Annotated in this window: 17 protein-coding genes; 11 read left to right on the forward strand and 6 right to left on the reverse strand. The window is 40.9% G+C overall.

Annotation, left to right across the window (positions count from 1 at the left end; all coding sequences use genetic code 11):
- Nucleotides 1-281 precede the first annotated feature (281 nt).
- From DCC39_RS11470 to gatB, 10 genes are all read left to right on the forward strand, one after another.
- On the forward strand, nucleotides 282-2021 hold the full coding sequence (locus DCC39_RS11470; RefSeq protein WP_240613619.1) for an adenine deaminase C-terminal domain-containing protein: 1740 nt from the start codon (nucleotides 282-284) through the stop codon (nucleotides 2019-2021).
- 52 nt (nucleotides 2022-2073) lie between these two features.
- Nucleotides 2074-3102 carry a DUF3048 domain-containing protein gene (locus DCC39_RS11475; RefSeq protein ID WP_240613620.1) on the forward strand — a complete coding sequence of 343 codons (1029 nt, stop codon included), beginning with the start codon at nucleotides 2074-2076 and terminating at the stop codon, nucleotides 3100-3102.
- Nucleotides 3103-3122: 20 nt separating this feature from the next.
- Nucleotides 3123-3437 carry a YerC/YecD family TrpR-related protein gene (locus tag DCC39_RS11480; protein WP_116555044.1) on the forward strand — a complete coding sequence of 105 codons (315 nt, stop codon included), beginning with the start codon at nucleotides 3123-3125 and terminating at the stop codon, nucleotides 3435-3437.
- 119 nt (nucleotides 3438-3556) lie between these two features.
- A complete protein-coding gene (locus DCC39_RS11485) occupies nucleotides 3557-4240 on the forward strand; it encodes a heptaprenylglyceryl phosphate synthase (RefSeq protein WP_116555045.1) in 684 nt (227 codons plus the stop codon).
- Between the two features lie 51 nt (nucleotides 4241-4291).
- Nucleotides 4292-6487 carry a DNA helicase PcrA gene (gene pcrA, locus DCC39_RS11490; RefSeq protein ID WP_116555046.1) on the forward strand — a complete coding sequence of 732 codons (2196 nt, stop codon included), beginning with the start codon at nucleotides 4292-4294 and terminating at the stop codon, nucleotides 6485-6487.
- 98 nt (nucleotides 6488-6585) lie between these two features.
- Entirely contained in the window at nucleotides 6586-8589 is a 2004-nt protein-coding gene (gene ligA / locus DCC39_RS11495; RefSeq protein WP_116555047.1) for an NAD-dependent DNA ligase LigA, read from the forward strand.
- Between the two features lie 172 nt (nucleotides 8590-8761).
- Nucleotides 8762-9928, forward strand: a complete 1167-nt coding sequence (locus tag DCC39_RS11500) for a CamS family sex pheromone protein (protein ID WP_116555048.1) — start codon at nucleotides 8762-8764, stop codon at nucleotides 9926-9928.
- 249 nt (nucleotides 9929-10177) lie between these two features.
- Nucleotides 10178-10468: an Asp-tRNA(Asn)/Glu-tRNA(Gln) amidotransferase subunit GatC gene (gene gatC / locus DCC39_RS11505; RefSeq protein ID WP_116555049.1), complete on the forward strand. Its 291-nt coding sequence runs from the start codon at nucleotides 10178-10180 to the stop codon at nucleotides 10466-10468.
- Nucleotides 10469-10479: 11 nt separating this feature from the next.
- Nucleotides 10480-11934 carry an Asp-tRNA(Asn)/Glu-tRNA(Gln) amidotransferase subunit GatA gene (gatA, locus tag DCC39_RS11510; protein WP_116555050.1) on the forward strand — a complete coding sequence of 485 codons (1455 nt, stop codon included), beginning with the start codon at nucleotides 10480-10482 and terminating at the stop codon, nucleotides 11932-11934.
- 13 nt (nucleotides 11935-11947) lie between these two features.
- Entirely contained in the window at nucleotides 11948-13381 is a 1434-nt protein-coding gene (gatB, locus tag DCC39_RS11515) for an Asp-tRNA(Asn)/Glu-tRNA(Gln) amidotransferase subunit GatB (protein ID WP_116555051.1), read from the forward strand.
- Nucleotides 13382-13471: 90 nt separating this feature from the next.
- Here the strand turns inward: gatB and DCC39_RS11520 are convergent, their stop codons facing one another.
- From DCC39_RS11520 to DCC39_RS11545, 6 genes are read right to left on the reverse strand one after another with little or no spacing between them, the layout of a single operon-like run.
- A complete protein-coding gene (locus DCC39_RS11520) occupies nucleotides 13472-14527 on the reverse strand; it encodes an ABC transporter ATP-binding protein (protein ID WP_116555052.1) in 1056 nt (351 codons plus the stop codon).
- 33 nt (nucleotides 14528-14560) lie between these two features.
- Complete coding sequence (locus tag DCC39_RS11525) at nucleotides 14561-15382, reverse strand: carbohydrate ABC transporter permease (protein WP_240613621.1); 822 nt, start codon at nucleotides 15380-15382, stop codon at nucleotides 14561-14563.
- Between the two features lie 15 nt (nucleotides 15383-15397).
- Nucleotides 15398-16366, reverse strand: coding sequence for a carbohydrate ABC transporter permease (locus tag DCC39_RS11530; RefSeq protein WP_116555053.1), 969 nt, complete (start codon nucleotides 16364-16366; stop codon nucleotides 15398-15400).
- Nucleotides 16367-16400: 34 nt separating this feature from the next.
- Nucleotides 16401-17756 (reverse strand): ABC transporter substrate-binding protein, encoded by a 1356-nt coding sequence (locus DCC39_RS11535; RefSeq protein WP_240613622.1) that lies wholly within the window; start codon nucleotides 17754-17756, stop codon nucleotides 16401-16403.
- 29 nt (nucleotides 17757-17785) lie between these two features.
- Nucleotides 17786-18604, reverse strand: coding sequence for a metallophosphoesterase family protein (locus tag DCC39_RS11540; RefSeq protein ID WP_116555055.1), 819 nt, complete (start codon nucleotides 18602-18604; stop codon nucleotides 17786-17788).
- A gap of 21 nt (nucleotides 18605-18625) precedes the next feature.
- A complete protein-coding gene (locus tag DCC39_RS11545; protein WP_116555056.1) occupies nucleotides 18626-19414 on the reverse strand; it encodes a tyrosine-protein phosphatase in 789 nt (262 codons plus the stop codon).
- A 250-nt stretch (nucleotides 19415-19664) separates the two neighbouring features.
- Here DCC39_RS11545 and DCC39_RS11550 point away from each other — a divergent pair, with 250 nt between their 5' ends.
- Nucleotides 19665-20222: a thioredoxin family protein gene (locus DCC39_RS11550; RefSeq protein WP_116555057.1), complete on the forward strand. Its 558-nt coding sequence runs from the start codon at nucleotides 19665-19667 to the stop codon at nucleotides 20220-20222.
- Nucleotides 20223-20284: the final 62 nt, after the last annotated feature.

The following is a 20284-nucleotide window of genomic DNA, read 5'->3' on the forward strand; positions in this document are numbered from 1 at the left end:
ACTTCCTGGAATTCCAAAGTTATTTATCATTTATGCATTCCCCTCACCTGATTTTTAAAGTCGTGTTAACCCTCTGATCTAGTTAAATTTCTATCATTATAGCATACTTAAACGGGGATTCATTTGTAAAAAGAAGTCGCATAAATTGTCGTTTTGTGCATGATATTGTCTAAATAATAGTTTCAAAAAATAGTAACATTCTTTCTTTCTTTAAAACGTTAAAATGTGGTAAAATGAATTTGGAAGTAAGGGTTATAATCTTGTTTTTAGGAGGAAACACATTGTCAGTTAGGACATTGAATTGGAACAAAAAACAAATAAGGGAGCATATTAAAATTATTGATGGCCAAAAGGCGCCTTCAATTGTTTTAAAAGACGCAACCTACTTAAATATGGCACTAAAAAAATGGGTGAAAGCAAATATATGGATTGCAGGGGATCGGATCATCTACGTTGGCAAGGATATGCCGCAGAAACCTGCAAACGAAACAATTAATTGTAAAAATCGCTACTTGGTGCCAGGCTACATCGAGCCGCATGCTCACCCATTCTTTATATATAATCCTCTTACACTTGCGGAATTTGCGGCAAAACACGGAACGACGACAATAGTGAATGATAACCTGTTGATGTTTTTACAATTGCCGTTAGAGAAAGCGCTTTCAATTGTTGACGAATTTAACAAAATACCATCATCGATTTATTGGTGGGCGCGTTATGACTCTCAAACGCAATTGGATGACGAGGATTTAATCTTCACGAATGGAAAAGTAAAAGAGTGGCTTTCCCATCCATCCGTTTTGCAAGGCGGGGAGTTAACAGGCTGGCCAAAGGTGCTTTCGGGAAATAACGAAATTTTGTATTGGATGCAAGAGACAAAGAAGTTAGGCAAAAAAATCGAAGGACACTTCCCCGGTGCCTCGCTTAAAACATTGACAAAAATGGCGGTGCTTGGTGTAGACGCTGATCATGAAGCGATGACAGGGGAGGAGGTTGTCAATAGGCTGTCAGTTGGAATGACGACATCCCTTCGTTACTCCTCCATTCGGCCTGATTTGCCTAAATTATTAAAAGAAATGCGCGATCTTGGCGTGAAAAATTTTGAACGAATCATTTTAAATACAGATGGCTCTTCACCGGCATTTTATGAACAGGGAATGCAAGATCGAATGATCGAAATTGCATTGGAGCAAGGTGTACCTGTTGAAGATGCTTACGCGATGACAAGCTATAATATCGCCCGTCACTATGGATTGGATGACTTGCTTGGCATGATTGCCCCTGGGAGGATTGCGCATATTAACGTGCTTGAGAACAAGGATCATCCGCGTCCGATTTCGGTTATGGCGAAAGGCGAATGGGTTTTGAAAAATGGAACAGACACGTATCCTGACGTTAGCATCCCTTGGGAAACATATGGAACAAAACCGCTCCTCCTTGACTTTGACATTACCGAAGAAGACTTGATGTTTTCGCTGCCTGTCGGAATTGAGCTCATTAATTCAGTTGTTACAAAACCATACAACATCAATATTGACGTTGCGGTAAGTGAACTCTCAACATCCCATGATGAGTCCTTCCTAGCAATGATTGATCGCAATGGGAAATGGAGAGTCACAACGTTATTAAAAGGTTTCGCAAATAAGGTGCTTGGATTTGCAAGTTCATTTACGCACTCGGGAGACATTGTTTTAATCGGCAAAAACCGAAAAGATATGATCGAGGCATTTCGACAAGTGAAAAAAATGGGCGGCGGCATCTCACTCGTTGAAAACGGAGAAGTGATTTGCAACATCTCACTTCCTATCAGAGGAACGATGTCAAGAGAACCAATGGAAGAACTCATCGAAATCCAAAAAGATTTGGAAGAAAAGCTGAAAAAACGCGGATACCGACATGACGATCCAATCTATAGCTTGCTTTTCTTCTCTTCCACGCACTTGCCATTTATCCGTGTCACACAGCAGGGAATTTTTGATGTTAAAAATAAAACAGTTCTCTTTCCTGCAATTATGCGTTAAACTATTAAAGTAGGTTTAAAAGAAATCTTATTAGATGATGAGGCGTTCATTTATGAAGCAATCCAGTAAAATTGCCTTTTTTCTCATTTGCTTGCTAGCCGTCGGACTAAGCGGCTGTAAAGCGGATGAACAAAGTGAAAAAGGCAAAAAAGATACAGTTGAAGAAGAAAAGTACGTATTTCCACTTACCGGACTTGAAACAAATGAATCGGATGCAATTGCGACTCGCCCAGTAGCTGTTGTCGTAAACAACCACCCTAAAGCACGTCCGCAATCAGGACTGAACGAAGCGGATCTCATTTATGAACTGCTTGCCGAAGGAGATATTACCCGTTTTCTTGCCATTTATCAAAGCGGGAAGCCTGAAGCAATCGGTCCTGTCAGAAGCGCGCGTGATTATTTCATCGAACTCGCGGAAGGTTATGATGCCTTATTTGTCGCCCATGGCTGGAGCCCAAAAGCGAAAGAAATGCTCAAGTCCGGAAGCATCGATAACATCAATGGCTTATCCTACGACGGCACGCTGTTCCATCGCTCATCAAATCGTAAAGCTCCCCACAACTCCTATACTTCATATGAAGATATAGAAAAGGGGGCGGAAATGAACGACTATGATATGGAACAAAAGACAGATCCACTTCCCTTTTTATCAGAAAATGAAATAAAAGAAATCAAGGGCGAGCAAGCAGAAAAAGTTACTGTTCATTACGGAAACCGGTACAGCGCGACTTATGAATACAGCCAATCGGACGAATCCTACACGCGCTATAATGATAGCGAACAAACGGTTGATTATGAAACAAATGAGCCGATTGCATTAGATAATATCTTCATTGTCGAAGCGAACCACCGTGTCCTTGACGACGACGGGCGCCGGGAGATTGATCTATCATCAGGCGGCCATGCAATCCTACTGCAAAAAGGGCTTATTCAGCATATCAAGTGGGAAAACAAAGATGGCAGAATTGTACCGAAGCTGGAAGATGGACAAGCGGGCTTTGTTCCTGGGCGTACGTGGATTCATATCATACCGCAAGATCCTGGCATTGTTGAAGCAGTAACGATAGCAGAAGCTGAATAATCGTAAGAGGAGGATATAAAGTGCAGATCGATAAATTGCGGGGCCATGCATTGGATCAATTGTTTCAAGCGATTCTATCGCTTGAAACGCTTGAAGAATGCTACAGTTTCTTCGATGATTTGGCTACGGTCAACGAAATTCAATCGCTCGCTCAACGTCTAGAAGTTGCACGAATGCTCCGGGACGGAAACACCTATCAAAAAATTGAATCAGAGACGGGTGCAAGCACGGCGACAATCTCCAGAGTGAAACGTTGTTTAAATTATGGAAATGATGCCTATGAAATGGTTTTGGAAAGAATTGCTGCAGCAAAGAAAAACGGAGTAAAAGGATAGAAAGCACGGTTATAAAAAGAAGTTCAGTTCGCATTGGAATTGGACTTCTTTTTATTGTGAATGGATGTCTTACTTTATGTTATAATCCGAGAAGAATGTTTTGCTTGGAGGAACGATGGATGGTTGAATTTAATGAATGGCGCCACGTATTCAAGCTGGATCCGAATAAATCGATGAATGATGAGCAGCTTGAAGCGATCTGCCAATCAGGGACCGATGCAATTATTGTCGGCGGATCGGATGGCGTCACATTTGATAATACGATTGAATTGCTGGGAAGAATACGCCGTTTCACAGTGCCGTGTGTTTTGGAAGTTTCTGTGATAGAGGCCGTATCCCCTGGATTTGACTACTATTTCATTCCTACTGTATTAAACAGTGATAATCCTGCTTGGTTTAAAGGGCTCCATCATCAAGCGATTAAAGAATATGGCGAATTGCTTAATTGGGACGAAATAATGATGGAAGGCTATTGTATTTTAAATGAACAATCAAAGGTTGCCAGATTGACAAATGCCAAAGCGAATTTGTCAGAGGAAGATGTGATTGCATACGCCAAAATGGCAGAGAAGATGTTTCGCCTTCCGATCTTTTATTTGGAGTACAGCGGGGCATATGGAAACCCTTCACTCGTCGAAAAGGTTGCAGCCGAGTTCGAAAACACAAGATTGTTCTACGGGGGCGGCATCGATTCACCAGCAAAAGCAGCAGAGATGGCCAACTATGCAAATACAATTGTTGTTGGAAACGTGATTTATGAAAATTTAAAACAAGCATTAAAGACGGTGACTGCTGTAAAATAAGAAGTGTTATAATAAAGGTAAGAACACACGTTTTGAAAAGGTGGTACAGCAATGCAACGGAGTGTTGAAAATTTACTTGAAGGATTAAATCCGGAACAATTGGAAGCCGTGAGGACGGTTGAAGGCCCGCTATTAATCATGGCAGGCGCAGGGAGCGGGAAGACACGTGTGCTGACACATCGAATCGCGTATTTAATCCAAGAAAAAAATGTTGCACCGTGGAGCATCCTTGCAATCACATTTACAAATAAAGCGGCGCGGGAAATGAAAGAACGTGTTTCTCATTTAATAGGAGCGGTTGCTGAAGATATTTGGATTTCAACGTTCCATTCCCTTTGCGTTAGAATGTTAAGGCGTGACATTGATCGAATCGGGATAAACCGAAGCTTCACGATTCTTGATGCGGCTGATCAACTAACTGCTATTAAGCAGGTTATGAAAGAATTAAATATTGATACGAAAAAATTTAACCCGCGTAGCATTCTTGGAACGATAAGCAGTGCAAAAAATGAATTAAGAACAGCAAAGGACTTTTCTGAATTGCATAGTGAGGCTTTCGATCCTTACAAATCTGTCGTTAGTGACGTATACACAGAATATGAGAAAAAACTGCTTAAAAACAGCGCGTTGGATTTCGATGATCTGATTATGACAGCGATTCATTTGTTTACGCAAGCGCCTGACGTCCTAGAGTTTTACCAACGCAAATTTCATTATCTTCACGTTGACGAATACCAAGACACGAATAGGGCACAATATCTTCTTGTTCAAATGCTTAGCGATCGCCACAAAAATCTATGCGTCGTTGGTGATTCGGATCAATCAATCTATCGTTGGCGCGGCGCCGATATCCAAAATATTTTATCGTTTGAAGAGGACTACCCTGATGCAAAAGTCATTTTGCTTGAACAAAACTATCGGTCAACGAAAACGATTTTAAATGCTGCAAATGAAGTGATCGCAAACAATTTAAACCGTAAAGTAAAAAAACTGTGGACAGACAATGAAGAAGGCAATAAAATTACGTATTATCGCGGAGATAGCGAGCGTGACGAGGCATATTTTGTCGCCAGCGAAATCGGAAAAATGTTGAAAGAAAAGGGAAGAAACTATCGTGACGTTGCTGTTCTTTATCGTACGAATGCACAGTCGCGTGTCATTGAGGAAATTTTTGTGAAAGCAAACATTCCATACACGATCGTGGGAGGCACGAAATTCTACGATCGGAAGGAAATCAAGGATTTACTCGCTTACTTGCGGCTTATTGCAAATCCGGACGATGACATTAGCCTTGAACGCATTATTAATGTTCCGAAACGCGGTGTTGGTGCTTCCTCTGTTGAAAAAGTGATGCAATATGCTGCTGACAATGATGTGACAATGGTGGTGGCACTACAAGAAATTGAACAGATCGGTTTGACAAAACGTGCCGAAAATGCGCTGGCAGAGCTAGGCAACCTCCTTTCGAATTTCACAAAAATGCAAGAGTATTTAACGGTGAGCGAGCTTGTTGAAGAAGTCCTCGATAAAACAGGCTACCGAGATATGCTTCAAAATGAAAAAACGATCGAGGCGGAAAGCCGACTTGAGAATATTAATGAGTTTTTATCTGTCGCGCTAGAATTCGAAAAAGCGAGTGAAGATAAAAGCTTGATTGCTTTTCTCACCGATTTGGCGCTTGTCGCGGATATTGATCGTTTAGATGGCGACGATGAGAAACCAGACGATGCAGTAACACTCATGACCCTTCATTCTGCGAAAGGGCTAGAATTTCCGGTTGTTTTTCTTGTTGGATTGGAAGAAGGGGTTTTCCCTCATTCACGGGCGCTGTTTGAGGAAGAAGAGATGGAAGAGGAGCGCCGTCTTGCCTATGTCGGCATGACGCGTGCCGAGGAACAGCTTTTTCTTACAAATTGCAGAATGCGGACATTATTCGGTAGAACAAATATGAATCCGGTGTCGCGGTTCATTCAAGAAATACCGGAAGAATTTTTTGATGCGCCATTAGAGGAAACGAACGTTGTTCGCAATCAGCCTCCAACACATGTTCAAGTTTTAAGGAAATCCGGCGGCGAACAGCTTGATTGGAAAGTCGGAGACAAAGCAAAGCACAAAAAGTGGGGAATCGGTACAGTTGTGAGCGTAAAGGGGGTGGATGAGTCTCTTGAACTCGACATTGCGTTTCCAAGCCCAACAGGTATTAAACGCTTGCTGGCGAAATTTGCCCCAATCGAAAAAGCTAATTAAAAAAGAGGCCAAAAAATGAAGAGAAGACTAAATACCGAACTTGCATATGAATGGGGCTTCTCATTTTTGCAAACCTCTAACGGTAGGGTGGTAGCGCGATGAATAGACAAGAAGCGGAAAAGCAAATTCAAACATTACGAGAAATGTTAAACCAATATAATTACGAATATTATGTGCTTGATCAACCGTCGGTCCCTGATGCGGAATATGACCGGTTAATGAGAGAATTAATCGAACTTGAACAACGTTATCCTGAATTATTAACACCGAATTCCCCCACACAAAGAGTTGGAGGCAAGGCGCTTGATGCGTTTCGCAAAGTGGAGCATTCTGTTCCGATGCTTAGCCTCGCAAACGCGTTCAACGAACAAGAATTGAGAGATTTTGACAGAAGAGTACGGGATCGAATCGGTACTGATTTTTCTTACGTTTGTGAATTGAAAATTGATGGGCTTGCCGTTTCTTTAAGCTACGAAAACGGTGAATTTGTCCGGGGCTCCACACGTGGGGATGGCGTAATTGGGGAGGACATTACAAGCAACTTAAAGACAATCCGCTCCATCCCACTGACATTAAAAAAACCAGTCAATCTTGAAGCCCGCGGCGAAGTGTTTATGCCAAAGCAATCCTTTCAAACATTAAACGAAATCAGAGAGAAAAATGGTGAAGAACGTTTTGCAAATCCAAGAAACGCCGCTGCAGGCTCTTTGAGGCAGCTTGACCCAAAAATAGCCGCAAGCCGCAACCTAGATATTTTCCTTTATGGGATAGGAAAGCTCGAAGGGGAAGAGATCGATTCGCACAGCGACGGCCTTGATTTTCTCAAATCGCTTGGATTTAAAATAAATCCTGAATGGAAACGATGCAAAACCATTGATGAAGCAATTCGCTACATAGATGGCTGGTTCGAGAAACGTCCCGCTTTACACTATGAAATTGACGGAATCGTGATTAAAGTAGACTCGCTAAGCCAGCAGCAAAAACTAAGCACAACGGCAAAAAGCCCCCGCTGGGCCATCGCTTATAAATTCCCTGCTGAAGAAGTTGCCACAACATTAATCGACATTGAACTAAGTGTCGGGCGTACAGGTGTTGTTACGCCGATAGCGATTTTAGAACCTGTGACAGTTGCAGGAACGACTGTAAGGCGCGCTTCCCTTCATAACGAGGACTTCATTCGCGAAAAAGACATCCGCCTCGGCGACACAGTGATTATAAAAAAAGCGGGAGATATCATTCCGGAAATCATTCAAGTGATTCTCGACCGCCGTACAGGAGAAGAGCAGGAATTCAGGATGCCGGAATATTGCCCTGCATGTGGAAGTGAATTAGAAAGATTAGAGGGCGAAGTTGCACTGCGATGCTTAAGTCCGAAATGCCCGGCACAAATTCGCGAAGGACTTATCCATTTTGCGTCAAGAAATGCGATGAATATCGAGGGTCTCGGTGAAAAAGTCATTGAACAATTATTCAATGCTCATCTCGTTCATGATGTCGCCGATCTTTACAAGCTTCAAAAATCCGACTTATTGAAGCTTGAGCGGATGGGTGAGAAATCAACAGACAATCTTCTTAAGGCAATTGAACGTTCAAAGGAAAATTCATTGGAACGTTTATTATTTGGACTCGGGATTCGTTATGTTGGCTCAAAAGCAGCGAAGACGCTTGCCGAAGCTTTTCTTACAATGGATACACTCTCACAAAAAACAAAAGAAGAGCTGGAGATGGTTGATGAAATTGGCGAAAAGATGGCTGACTCCATCGAACGTTACTTTGAAAAGCCTGAAGTGCACGCGCTAATAAATGAGTTGAAAAAAGCTGGCGTGAATATGGAATATAAAGGCGCTATCCGTTCTTCAGAGCTTCAGAGCGATTCTATTTTTGCAGAAAAAACCGTTGTGTTAACAGGAAAACTTTCACACTTTACTCGGGAAGAAGCCAAATCGGAGATCGAAGCAAGAGGCGGGAATGTGACAAGTTCCGTCAGCAAAAACACAGATATTGTAGTAGCAGGGGAAGAAGCTGGTTCAAAATTGGCGAAAGCTGAACAACTTGGAATCCGGATTATGAATGAGGAAGAGTTCCAAGGACATTTAAAATAATTACCTCACCAAGGCGGTGCTGCGCTTTTTAATAATGTCCAGCTTCAGCGCCTAGCTCCTCAACGAAAATTTCTTCTTCAAGTGAGGCAACAAACAACGCCTCTTCTTCAGAAGAGCATTTTCTGTCGGAGCTAACGGCGCTTACGCTTTTCAATAGTTAGGGGAGAAATGGATGAAACGGATTTTACTGGCTTTAATTTGTTTGCTCGTTTTGCTTTCGGGCTGCTTGCCTGGTGCGCCTGATACCGGGCCTGAAAAAATTGCAAAAGACGGAGAAGATGAAAAAGTTGTCATTAGTGAAGATATTAACACGACAGAGCGTTATTATCGCAGCGTGATCCCTTACTCACCTGGTTCTTCACGCGGCTTTATTTTAAATGGGGTGGATAATCGCCTCGATATCGACGAGTTTGAAACGGGCCTCATGAGAATTTCGCAGGAAGTATTCGACCCGGATAAATATGTGCTTCAGGAAGGCCACATCTTATCTAAAGAGGATATTCAGTCATGGATTGATCGCCGCTCAGATAATAAAAAAGGCCTGAACCCGAAACTTGGTGTAGGTAAATCCGCCAGTGTAAAAGAAAAACTGGAAGCAAATAAAAAAAACCCGAAATATTTATCATTCGTCCTTGAACAAGATTATTTCGTACAAAAAAAGGACGACAATGTGGAGCTTGCCGGCATTTCAATTGGTATCTCACTTAACTCCATCTATTATTTTACTGTTACCGATAAAGAAGGCAAAATCCATTCAGGAACCGTCGATTTACGCAAAGATCAAGGTAAAGTGATTGCTGAAGGGAAAAAAATGGCACAGCAAATTGTTAACGATATTCGTGAAAAAAAGGACGCTAAAAACGTCCCGATTATGGTGGCTATTTACCAAGAAGAAGCACAGGAATCACTTATACCTGGCAGATTTGTAGCCTATACGAGTGTCGGAGGCGGGAAAACAAACATAGGCAATTGGGAAGACGTGAAGGAACGCTATTATTTGCTGCCATCATCTGAAGCAATGAAGGATCACCGCGGCGATGCGGAAAAGTTTGATAATTTTAAGTCGAAGGTAGAAGGCTTTTTTCCTAACTTCACAGGAGTCGTTGGAAGGGCATTTTATAAAGAAGGCGAGCTTCAAAGAATGACGATTGAAATCCCAATGCAGTTTTACGGGAAATCGGAAATCATCGCCTTTACACAATATGTTACGGGCCTAGTGACCTCGAATTTGTTTGAAGACATACCAATTGAAGTTTATATATCGTCAATGGGCCGACAAGAAGCGATTATTGTAAAAGATCCACACGAAAAAGAGCCGTTTGTTCACATTTATCGTTAGAAGCCCGCTTATTCAGGGCAGGGCAGCCTTGCCCCTGGCCCTTGCATCAACAAGAGTATGCTACCAAGCTGGCTTCTTTCGGACAAGTTGCGCAGTCGCAACCCTGTCCCTGCGTCTAATTAGCCATGCTCCGAAGCAGGCTTTCTCGGTATTAGTAGCCTAGAAAGTCATTCATCGGCCGCAGCCTTGCGGAAATCAGGCTTTTTTTGGTATGATCACTGTATTGTAAAGCGTTGGAGGTGAGAGGTTATGTCAAGAATTACAGAGGAACAGACACGGCATGTTGCAAATTTGGCACGTCTTAAATTAACCGATGAAGAAGTCGAATTGTTTACAAAACAATTGGATGACATTATTGCATATGCGGAACAACTAAATGAACTTTCCACAGAAGATGTGGAACCGACATCCCATGTTTTTGATTTGAAAAATGTAACGCGCGAGGACAGGGCGAGAGGCTGGATTAGCCGGGAAGAAGCTTTGGAAAACGCGCCTGATCATATGGATGGTCTCTTCAAAGTACCAGCGATTTTAGAGTAGGAGGAAAAGGGATGACGCTGTTTAATCACCGATTGACAGAAATACAAGATTTATTACATAAAAAAGAAATACAAGTAACAGATTTAGTGGCTGAATCGTATAAACAGATCGGCGAAACAGACAGCAAGATCCAAGCATTTGTCAATCTAAATGAAGAAAATGCGATGGAGACTGCGAAAAAACTCGACGCGAAAAATGATTCAGACAAAAAGGGAGCGCTATTCGGCCTTCCTATTGGATTAAAAGACAATATTATTACAAAAGGGTTTACAACAACCTGTGCAAGCAAAATGCTTGAAAACTTTCGGCCTCTTCACGATGCAACCGTTGTTGAAAAGCTGAATGAAGCAGACGCGGTACTGATCGGAAAACAAAACATGGACGAGTTTGCGATGGGTTCAACGACAGAGAACTCGGGATTTAAACAAACAAAGAACCCTTGGAATACGGATTATGTACCAGGCGGTTCAAGCGGCGGATCTGCTGCGGCGGTTGCTGCCGGACAAGTTTACTTCTCACTTGGCTCGGATACAGGTGGTTCGATCCGCCAGCCAGCCGCTTTTTGTGGTGTCGTCGGATTAAAGCCTACATACGGGCTCGTTTCAAGATTCGGCCTGGTTGCGTTTGCTTCATCGCTTGACCAAATCGGTACAATCACAAAATCTGTCGAAGACAATGCGTATCTTCTTCAGACAATTGCCGGCCATGACAAATGCGATGCAACGTCTGTCGATGTTGATCTTCCAAATTATGTGGCGTCGTTAACGGGAGATGTAAAAGGTTTAAAGATCGGCGTACCTAAAGAATACTTGGGCGAAGGCGTGGATGAAGCAGTAAAAGCAAGCATCAAGGAAGCACTAGAAACTTTGGAAAAAATGGGTGCCGTTTGGGAAGAAGTATCACTTCCGCACTCAAAATACGCAGTAGCAAGCTACTATTTACTTTCCTCATCTGAAGCTTCTGCAAACCTTGCCCGTTTTGACGGTGTACGCTACGGTTATCGTTCACCGAATGCGAAGAACTTAAACGATTTATATCTTGACTCAAGAAGCGAAGCCTTCGGCGATGAAGTGAAGCGCCGGATTATGCTTGGCACATTTGCGCTAAGCTCGGGCTATTATGACGCCTATTATAAAAAAGCCCAACAGGCGCGTACGCTTATTAAAGAGGACTTTGAAAATGTATTTGAAAAATATGATGTTATTATCGGGCCAACCTCGCCAACGACAGCATACAAGCTTGGTGAAGTCGTTGATGACCCGCTCAAAATGTATACGAGAGACATTTTAACAATCCCGGTCAATTTGGCTGGTGTTCCAGCGATTTCAGTACCATGCGGCTTTTCTGAAGGATTGCCAATCGGCCTTCAAATTATTGGAAAGCCATTTGATGAACAAACCGTCTATCGTGTGGCTCACGCTTATGAACAAGCGACAGAGCACCATAAAGCGAGACCGGTGCTGTGAAGGGGGCAGGAAAATGAAATACGAAACAGTTATTGGACTTGAAGTGCACGTCGAACTAAAAACGAATTCCAAAGTTTTTTGCGGTTGTTCTATTGAATTTGGAGCGCCTCCAAATACGAATGTCTGCCCAATTTGCCTTGGACATCCGGGTACATTGCCGGTCGTCAATTACACCGCGGTTGAATTTGCCATGAAAGCAGCAATGGCATTAAACATGCAAATCAATGAAAATACAACATTTGACCGGAAAAACTATTTTTATCCTGACAACCCGAAAGCTTACCAAATTTCTCAAGCGGACAGGCCAATTGGAGAGCACGGCTGGATTGAAATTGAAGTAAACGGCGAGAAAAAGAAAATCGGCATCACCCGCCTCCACCTAGAAGAAGATGCTGGAAAGCTCACACACGCAGAAGGCGAAGATTACTCGCTCGTTGATTTCAACCGCCAAGGCACACCGCTTATCGAGATTGTATCAGAGCCTGACCTTCGCTCGCCTGAAGAAGCTTATGCTTATCTCGAAAAGCTAAAGGCAATTATCCAATACACAGGCGTTTCCGATTGTAAAATGGAAGAAGGCTCGCTCCGCTGTGATGCGAACGTCTCCATCCGGCCTGTCGGGCAAAAAGAGTTCGGAACGAAAACAGAACTGAAAAACTTAAACTCCTTCGCCCACGTACGCAACGGCATCGCTTACGAAGAAATTCGCCAGGCGGAAGTGCTGGAAGATGGCGGAATCATTGAACAGGAAACGAGGCGCTACGATGAAGCGACGAAAAAAACCATCTTGATGCGTGTGAAAGAAGGAGCCGATGATTACCGTTACTTCCCTGAACCGGATCTCACACGGATTGAAATTGATGAAGAATGGAAAGAACGCATCCGCGCAGAAATTCCCGAACTGCCTGATGCAAGGCGCGAACGTTATGTGAAAGAAATCGGGCTTCCAGAATACGACGCGATGGTGCTCACACAGTCAAAAGACCTTTCCGACTACTTTGAACAAGTGATCGCGAAAAAAGCAAATCCGAAGCTTGCATCAAACTGGATGATGGGCGAAGTGTCCGCGTATTTAAATGCAGAACAAAAAGAGATCACCGACATTGCCATGACGCCGGAAGCACTCGCAAAATTAATCAAATTGATTGAAGACGGAACCATTTCTTCAAAAATCGCCAAAAAAGTCTTCAAAGACCTGATCGAAAAAGGCGGAGACCCTGAAACGATTGTGAAAGAAAAAGGATTGGTCCAAATTTCCGACGAAGGCGAGCTCCGCACCCTTGTCAATGAAATTTTGGATAACAACGAACAATCCATCCAGGATATCAAAAACGGAAAAGACCGCGCATTTGGATTCCTCGTTGGCCAAGCAATGAAAGCAACGAAAGGAAAAGCAAATCCGCAAATCATCAATAAGCTTTTAAAAGAAGAAGTTGAAAAGCGATAGATCGCCAAGGCAGATTTCTACAATACGAAATCTGCCTTTTTCTTGTAAATTAATTACATTATGACTATGTTAGCCGGTACGCTATTGGAATTACACTGATTGAAGTAATCGCTTATTAAATACTTGATTTACTTTATTCAACATTTCTTCATCTATCTTCATTCGTTCACCATACTTATCAAATAAAAGCAGGTCTTCAAAAGAGAATTGTATATTCACTTGTTTGTCGATATCTTCCCAATTGCTTTCTGTTTTTACATTGATTTTTCCATACTCTGTTTGGACTTTATAAATCGATTCTCCACCTAATTGTTCGGTCGTTAATACTTCACCACGAATATTGATGCCACGGCTTACACTAGTCGAAGTGGTGATTTCCACTTTTTCTGGACGAATTCCTAAGTAATATTCGTCAAATTCTAAAACATTAACAGGCGGAGAACCGATAAATTGCGCGACAAACAAGTTTGCGGGATCTGTATAGATTTCTTTCGGTGTCCCTTTTTGCATGATTTTTCCTTGATTCATGATGATGATAAATGAACCCATAGACATTGCTTCCACTTGATCGTGTGTAACATATAAAAACGTTGTTTGAAGTTTTTGATGTAATTCAATCAGTTCTTGCCGCATTTGATTTCTTAATTTCGCATCTAAGTTTGATAGCGGCTCATCCATTAAAAAAGCTTGTGGGCGTTTTACAATCGCACGTGCAAGAGCGACACGCTGTCTTTGACCACCTGAAAGCTGACCGGGGAGTTTTTTTGCGTGGTCTGTTAATTCCACCATATTTAAGACATCTGTTATCACTTTTTTTCGTTCGTTTTGCGGCATTTTTTTAATTTTTAATCCATATTCGATATTTTTATACACTGTCATATGGGGGTACAATGCATAGTTTTGAAAAACCATTGAAATGTCTCGATCCTTCGGTTCATTTTCGGTAATATCACGATCAGCTATATAAATGCGTCCGCTCGTTTCTTCTTCTAGCCCTGCAAGAATACGTAATAGAGTTGATTTACCACATCCAGAAGGACCTAGTAAAATAGTAAACGAACCATCTTCAATCTTAACATTAATATTTTTTAGTACCTCGTTTGGACCGAATGACTTACAAATATGGTCAAATGTAATGTTTCCCATTCTTTTTACCCCTTCTTTCTAATAAATTTTTTGCTATTTAATCCCGAATCGTACAAAAGAATCAATTACATGCTTTCGCAAAATAAAATAGATGATCAGAATAGGCAAACTCGAAATTGTTGTTGCAGCCATGAGTGATCCCCATAAATTCTCATCTGAATTGACAAATGCTCGAAGTCCAATTTGAATCGGTGCATTTTCCATTTGTGTTGTAATCAGCATTGGCCATAAATATTCGTTCCAACCGCTAATAAATAACAGAATTCCGAGCGATGCGATTGTCGATTTCATGTTTGGCAAAATAATCTTTGCAAGAATGCCAAAATCACTTTCTCCATCTAGTCTCGCGGCTTCTATTAAAGCAACTGGAAATGCTTTAAAACTTTGGTACATCGACATAATCGCAAAGGTAGATACCGCTAATGGGATCACAATTCCAAGCAATGTTTCGTTCAAACCGATTTGGTTAATTAACACATAGTTTGGAATCATAATGGCTTGAACCGGGATAAGCCATGATAAACTTAGAATGGTATAGATTAAAAAGCTACCTCTAAACTGCCATCTTACAAATGCGTAACCTGCTAATATACTTGTTCCTAATTGAAGGATGGTTAAGAGTGACGCAGTAATAAATGAATTGAGCATCATGCGAAAGATCGGCATTTCTGTAAAAGCATAGAGATAATTTTTAAACGTAGGACTAGCTGGAAAAAGGGAAGCTGTAAAGATTTCAGCTTCATTCTTAAACGAAGAAATCACCATCCAGTATAATGGAAAAATAGCAATGACAGACATGAGAATGAGTAAAACATGTTGTAAAAAAGTACTAGGTTTAAGCTTTCGAGTCAACAAGGCTGCACACTCCTTCTAGTTATCATAAAATGCGTATTTTTTCGAAAGCATGTTAAGAGCTAACGCAATGAAGGCGAAAACGATAAAGAACAATACAGCGGCAGCCGAACCCATCCCTACATCTAAATTTGAAAAGCCATATTTGTACATTTCGTAGTAAATGTTAGTTGAAGTTCCGAAAGGTCCCCCTGCTGTTAAAATATCGATATAAGCAAATGACCACTGACTAGAAAATAAGATGCTCATTGTAACCATAAAAAGAATCATAGGTGATAATAGAGGCAACGTAATATCTTTAAATTGTTGAAGCGTATTCGCTCCATCCAAGGAAACGGCCTCATAATAGTCTTTACTAATGCCTGTTAAAGCCGCAGAAAACATAATGGTACTAAATCCGATCATTTTCCATCCTGTAATCAGCAAAACAAGCCATTTTGCGAACAAAGGATCCGAGAAGAATGCAATGTTTTTTTCTATCACCCCGAGCTTTACTAACATAATGTTGACTAATCCGTTTGAAGGGTGAAACAACCAGCGCCAGATTGCTCCGACAGAGACAGGTGCCAAGATCAGTGGGATGAAAAAGAATGCACGATATACATTTTTCATTTTCCCTTTCATATTGTGAGTAGCAACAGCTAAAAATAGTGGAATAATAATGGAAAACGGAAGTAAACCAACAGTATAAAAGATTGTATTAGAAACAGAGATTCCAAAATCCTTACTACTGAATAAACGTACAAAGTTATCCCAACCAACAGGTACAGGGGTTGTCCCCGGTACCATACCCCATTGATAGAAAGCGAGATTGAAGGTTGAAAGCAACGGCCTATACATCCATATCCCTAACAATAGAAGGGCAGGCAAGAGATACAAATAGGCTTTTAATGTACCTTTTTTTCGTTTATTGACGGTTTTACTCTTACTGCCTAGAATCCCTTCAGGTAACGTTGTGCTCATATTATTCTCAATTGGTTTACTCATATATAATCCTTCCTATCCATGCTATTCTGTCTTTTTAATTTAGTAAGTCATTGATGGAATCTTCAGCCTCTGTTATCGTTTTTTCAATATCGGCATCAGTGGAAACGGCTTTTACAATCGCATCAGTAAAAATGGTAAAAGCTTCAGTCGCATAATTTCCAGGCCAAATCGTTGCAGGTCGAATGCGTTCTAATTGTTCAAGATTCACGCGATACAATGGGTTTTCGTCAACGAAACCTTTTAAATAGTTCGGGTCATCCGCTAAATCTGTACGTAATGGTAAGTAACCAATTTCAGAAGTGATAGTTGTATAGCCTTCATTCCCGGTTACATATTTAATAAATTCCCAAACGGCTGCATTTTTTTCTGGACTGTCAGGTCGAACAGCTAAAGCACTTCCGGAGTTTACAGGTACAGAAGGCTTGTCACTAAATTGAGGCAGTCCAACACCATATAATTCCCATCCGCCTGCTTTTGAAGCGTCTAGCATTCCGCTATGAAGGGCAGATGACGTGACGAGCATTCCTAGATTTCCCGCCATAAATTGCTCACTTGCTTCAGTAGTCGAACCGATTGCGTGCGCACCACTTTGATAGATATCTTTCCATATTTGAATGGCTTCAAATGTTTCTCCGTTTGCAAATACTGCTTCAGATCGATCTTCAGAAAGAATGTTAGCGCCATTACTAAAAAGCACACCATCTGTAATCCATCCGTTATCTGGAGGAAGGGCAAATCCGTCCTTTCCTGTCTCTTCTTTAATTTTCAGTGCATACTTCTTGATTTCTGTCCAGGTTTTCGGTGGATCGTTTGGATCTAGCCCCGCTTGTTCAAATAAATCGCCGTTTATAAAAACGATGGGGGTACTGAAAGTAAATGCTAAACCATACATTTTTCCGTCAATTCTTCCTAGATCTAAAGCATTTTCAGAAATTCCTACCAAATGTTCTTCCAGCTCATCTTTCGGAAACACATCTTCATACGCTTTAAAACCGAGTGTTATTTTGCCTGCATCTAAGGTAGGGAATGTATGTTGAACAACGTCCACTTGTTTACGAGCTGCAATATCTGCTTTATGTTGTTGATAATCTGAATCAGGCACTCCTTCAACGATAACGCCTTTTTCTTTGCCAACTGTATGATTAAAATCTGAAATAAGCTTTTCCATCCCTGGCTTCATGGACGGATACGTTAAGCTATAAGAATAAAACGTAATTTTTGTTGGGTTCTTAGGATCTAATGTTCCTAATTGTGCAGTTGTTCCTCCATTTGAACTACCTGAAGCTGCTTCTTCTGATTGAGGCATCGTGTTACATGCACTGAAGATGACCAAAAGCATTGCAATGAAAAAGGCTATAAATAGCCCCTTTCTTTTTTTAAATTGTTCCATAGTCATATTCCCTTCCTATCCAAAAATTTTTAAGAATGGAGTACTTTTTTCATTTCAATACTACTTAGTGTTGTCAATTCTTCAGGCATTCGCATTTGTCGAATATCGATTCCATTTTCATTGAGAGTACAAAGATTAAAGCCGACCTTGTTTGTTATATGCATATGTTCATCCGTTAACTCAACTCCAAAAGCCGTTCCTTCAGCAACTGATATACATATATTTTTAAATAATGAGATTTTATTTTGATGTGTATGACCACTTAAAACAGCCATGACATCTGTATTTTTTATTTTCGCCATCAGTTCATCTGAATTTTTTAAATGATGAATTCCGCTAAATTCTCCAACTTCTGGTGGATGATGAACAACGATAAATGTACCTTTTTCAGCTGGAGATTGAAGTATTTCTTCGAGCCAGGAAAGCTGCCTTGCATCTACCATACCGATGCCACTCTTATCATGACTAGAATCCAATACGACCATGCGATATCCTCGAATGGTTTTCTCGTAGAACAAGTTGTCTTGACAATTGAGGATATTTTCATAACCTTCCCAATAAGCTTCTGTTACATCATGATTTCCTAATGCAACATAAACCGGAAGTGTTGTGGTTTCTTCAATCAATTTCTTGAAGAAACGGTAATCTTCCACACCGCCTTCATGGACTAAATCTCCACTAATTAAGATAAAGTCTAATGAATCGCTCATTGCATTTGCATAGTTTAATACCTTTTTGAACTGATCCACCGGATTTTCATTTGGGCGGTCTAACACTTGATATAAACCGTCTTGTTTATTTTGAAGAATATGAGTATCTGTTACATGCAAGAATTTTAATTCAGTCATTTCATTTCACCTCAAGTTAGATTATTTTTCGAGACAATACTCTTGAATGGAGGCCCTGAACAATGGGGTAATTTTATGTTCTTTTTCAAGATACGTTTCAAAATTCCCATAATGTTTGATGATATTTTCATATGATGCTAGTAAATATCTTTCTTGAAGCAAGAACATTTTTCGAAATGCATCTAATTCTTTTTCTGCAAGGATTTCCGCTGCACGCTCAAAGATTTGTTGATGATATTCTTCTAAAGTTTCGTTTGAGAGCAAATAATCTTCCATCACGGTTTCTAAAGGGACATCAAGTGTTAACAAAATTAACATAGCACCAATTCCTGTACGATCTCTTCCCGCTGTACAATGGTGGATAAGAGGAAGATTCGCCTCTGGTTTTTTTAATAAATCCATTAAATGCTGGTAAGCTGGATTTCCAACTGGCAAATTGGTATAGACATTCAACAATGTATCTTCATCAAAAGATTTAAACTGGCCAGATTCAAATAATTGCTTCATTGACGTAACCATTCGCTCTTTTTTTTCATCATTTACAGATACGCGTTCATTAATCGCATCCCCAATCATTGGATCCGGCTTATGATTTGCCTCAAATTGGGTTCGATAATCAAAAATTCGGGCGATTTTAAGGCTTTTTAAATACAATTTATCTTTCTCCGTTAAATCGGTTAGTTCAGCCGCTCGAAAGAACAACCCTTTTTTCACGCGTCTTCCATCCGCTGTTTCTAATCCACCCATGTCACGGAAATTTACTGCCCCGTGCAGAGGGAGTACAGCGGATTCTTTTGTTTGAATGGTCATCAGTGAATCATCCTTTCGATCGAATTGATATTTTTTAAATGCTTCAATTTCCTACAGATGATCGAATGTATGCACCACCACTCTCCTTTGTTTTTTTGAATTTTTTACTCAAGACTAGCGTATCAGTAGATTGTTAATTGAATATATTCAAACTGTTAACCTTATGTAAAAAAGATGTAAAGGTGTATAATACATTTATATATTCAGTTATTCTGACAACCGATTAAGTCGAAGGGAGAGAGGTAGGAAGATGAAATTATCTAATTGGTTCGAAAAAGGAATGGATGCTGAAAGTTATATTGATTCAATGGAAACACATAAAGACAATTTACTTTCGATCTATAACCGTTTTAACGTTCGTGAAGAGGATTCCGATCTATTCAAGCGTCTAAAAGAGAAAAAAATTCGCGTTATCGTCCTCACAGAGGACTGGTGTGGGGATGCGATGTTAAACGTTCCAATCTTATTAAAAATAGCTGAAAAATCTAGTATGGATGTCCGGATGCTGCTCCGCGACAGCAATCTTGAATTAATGGATCAGTATTTAACGAACGGGACATCACGAGCGATCCCGATTTTTATTTTCATTGACAAGGAAGGTAATGAAAAAGCGGTTTGGGGGCCTCGGGCACCCAAAGTTCAAGCGTTCGTCGATGACGAGCGGGCAAAGCTTCCGCCGAAAGAAGATGAGCAGTTTGAAGAGAAGCAGAAAGCGATGTACAAAAACATGACAGCAACGTTCGCATCTGATGAAAATGTGTGGAATCAAGTATACGAAAGCATCATTGATAAACTAAAAACAGTCTAAAGATAGGAAGGGCTTAAGGCAAGTTCATTTGGCCATAAGCCTTTCTTTATTTACTGAAAATT

The sequence above is a fragment of the Pueribacillus theae genome (assembly GCF_003097615.1).
GTDB lineage: Bacteria > Bacillota > Bacilli > Bacillales > UBA6769 > Pueribacillus > Pueribacillus theae.

Bases quoted from the DNA above. Each gene is read 5' to 3' on its own strand.
- DCC39_RS11475 (WP_240613620.1), top strand. From the start codon at position 2,074: ATGAAGCAATCCAGTAAAATTGCCTTTTTTCTCATTTGCTTGCTAGCC.
- DCC39_RS11485 (WP_116555045.1), top strand. From the start codon at position 3,557: ATGGTTGAATTTAATGAATGGCGCCACGTATTCAAGCTGGATCCGAAT.
- pcrA (WP_116555046.1), top strand. From the start codon at position 4,292: ATGCAACGGAGTGTTGAAAATTTACTTGAAGGATTAAATCCGGAACAA.
- ligA (WP_116555047.1), top strand. From the start codon at position 6,586: ATGAATAGACAAGAAGCGGAAAAGCAAATTCAAACATTACGAGAAATG.
- DCC39_RS11500 (WP_116555048.1), top strand. From the start codon at position 8,762: ATGAAACGGATTTTACTGGCTTTAATTTGTTTGCTCGTTTTGCTTTCG.
- gatC (WP_116555049.1), top strand. From the start codon at position 10,178: ATGTCAAGAATTACAGAGGAACAGACACGGCATGTTGCAAATTTGGCA.
- gatA (WP_116555050.1), top strand. From the start codon at position 10,480: ATGACGCTGTTTAATCACCGATTGACAGAAATACAAGATTTATTACAT.
- gatB (WP_116555051.1), top strand. From the start codon at position 11,948: ATGAAATACGAAACAGTTATTGGACTTGAAGTGCACGTCGAACTAAAA.
- DCC39_RS11520 (WP_116555052.1), bottom strand. From the start codon at position 14,527: ATGGGAAACATTACATTTGACCATATTTGTAAGTCATTCGGTCCAAAC.
- DCC39_RS11530 (WP_116555053.1), bottom strand. From the start codon at position 16,366: ATGAGTAAACCAATTGAGAATAATATGAGCACAACGTTACCTGAAGGG.
- DCC39_RS11535 (WP_240613622.1), bottom strand. From the start codon at position 17,756: ATGGAACAATTTAAAAAAAGAAAGGGGCTATTTATAGCCTTTTTCATT.
- DCC39_RS11540 (WP_116555055.1), bottom strand. From the start codon at position 18,604: ATGACTGAATTAAAATTCTTGCATGTAACAGATACTCATATTCTTCAA.
- DCC39_RS11545 (WP_116555056.1), bottom strand. From the start codon at position 19,414: ATGACCATTCAAACAAAAGAATCCGCTGTACTCCCTCTGCACGGGGCA.
- DCC39_RS11550 (WP_116555057.1), top strand. From the start codon at position 19,665: ATGAAATTATCTAATTGGTTCGAAAAAGGAATGGATGCTGAAAGTTAT.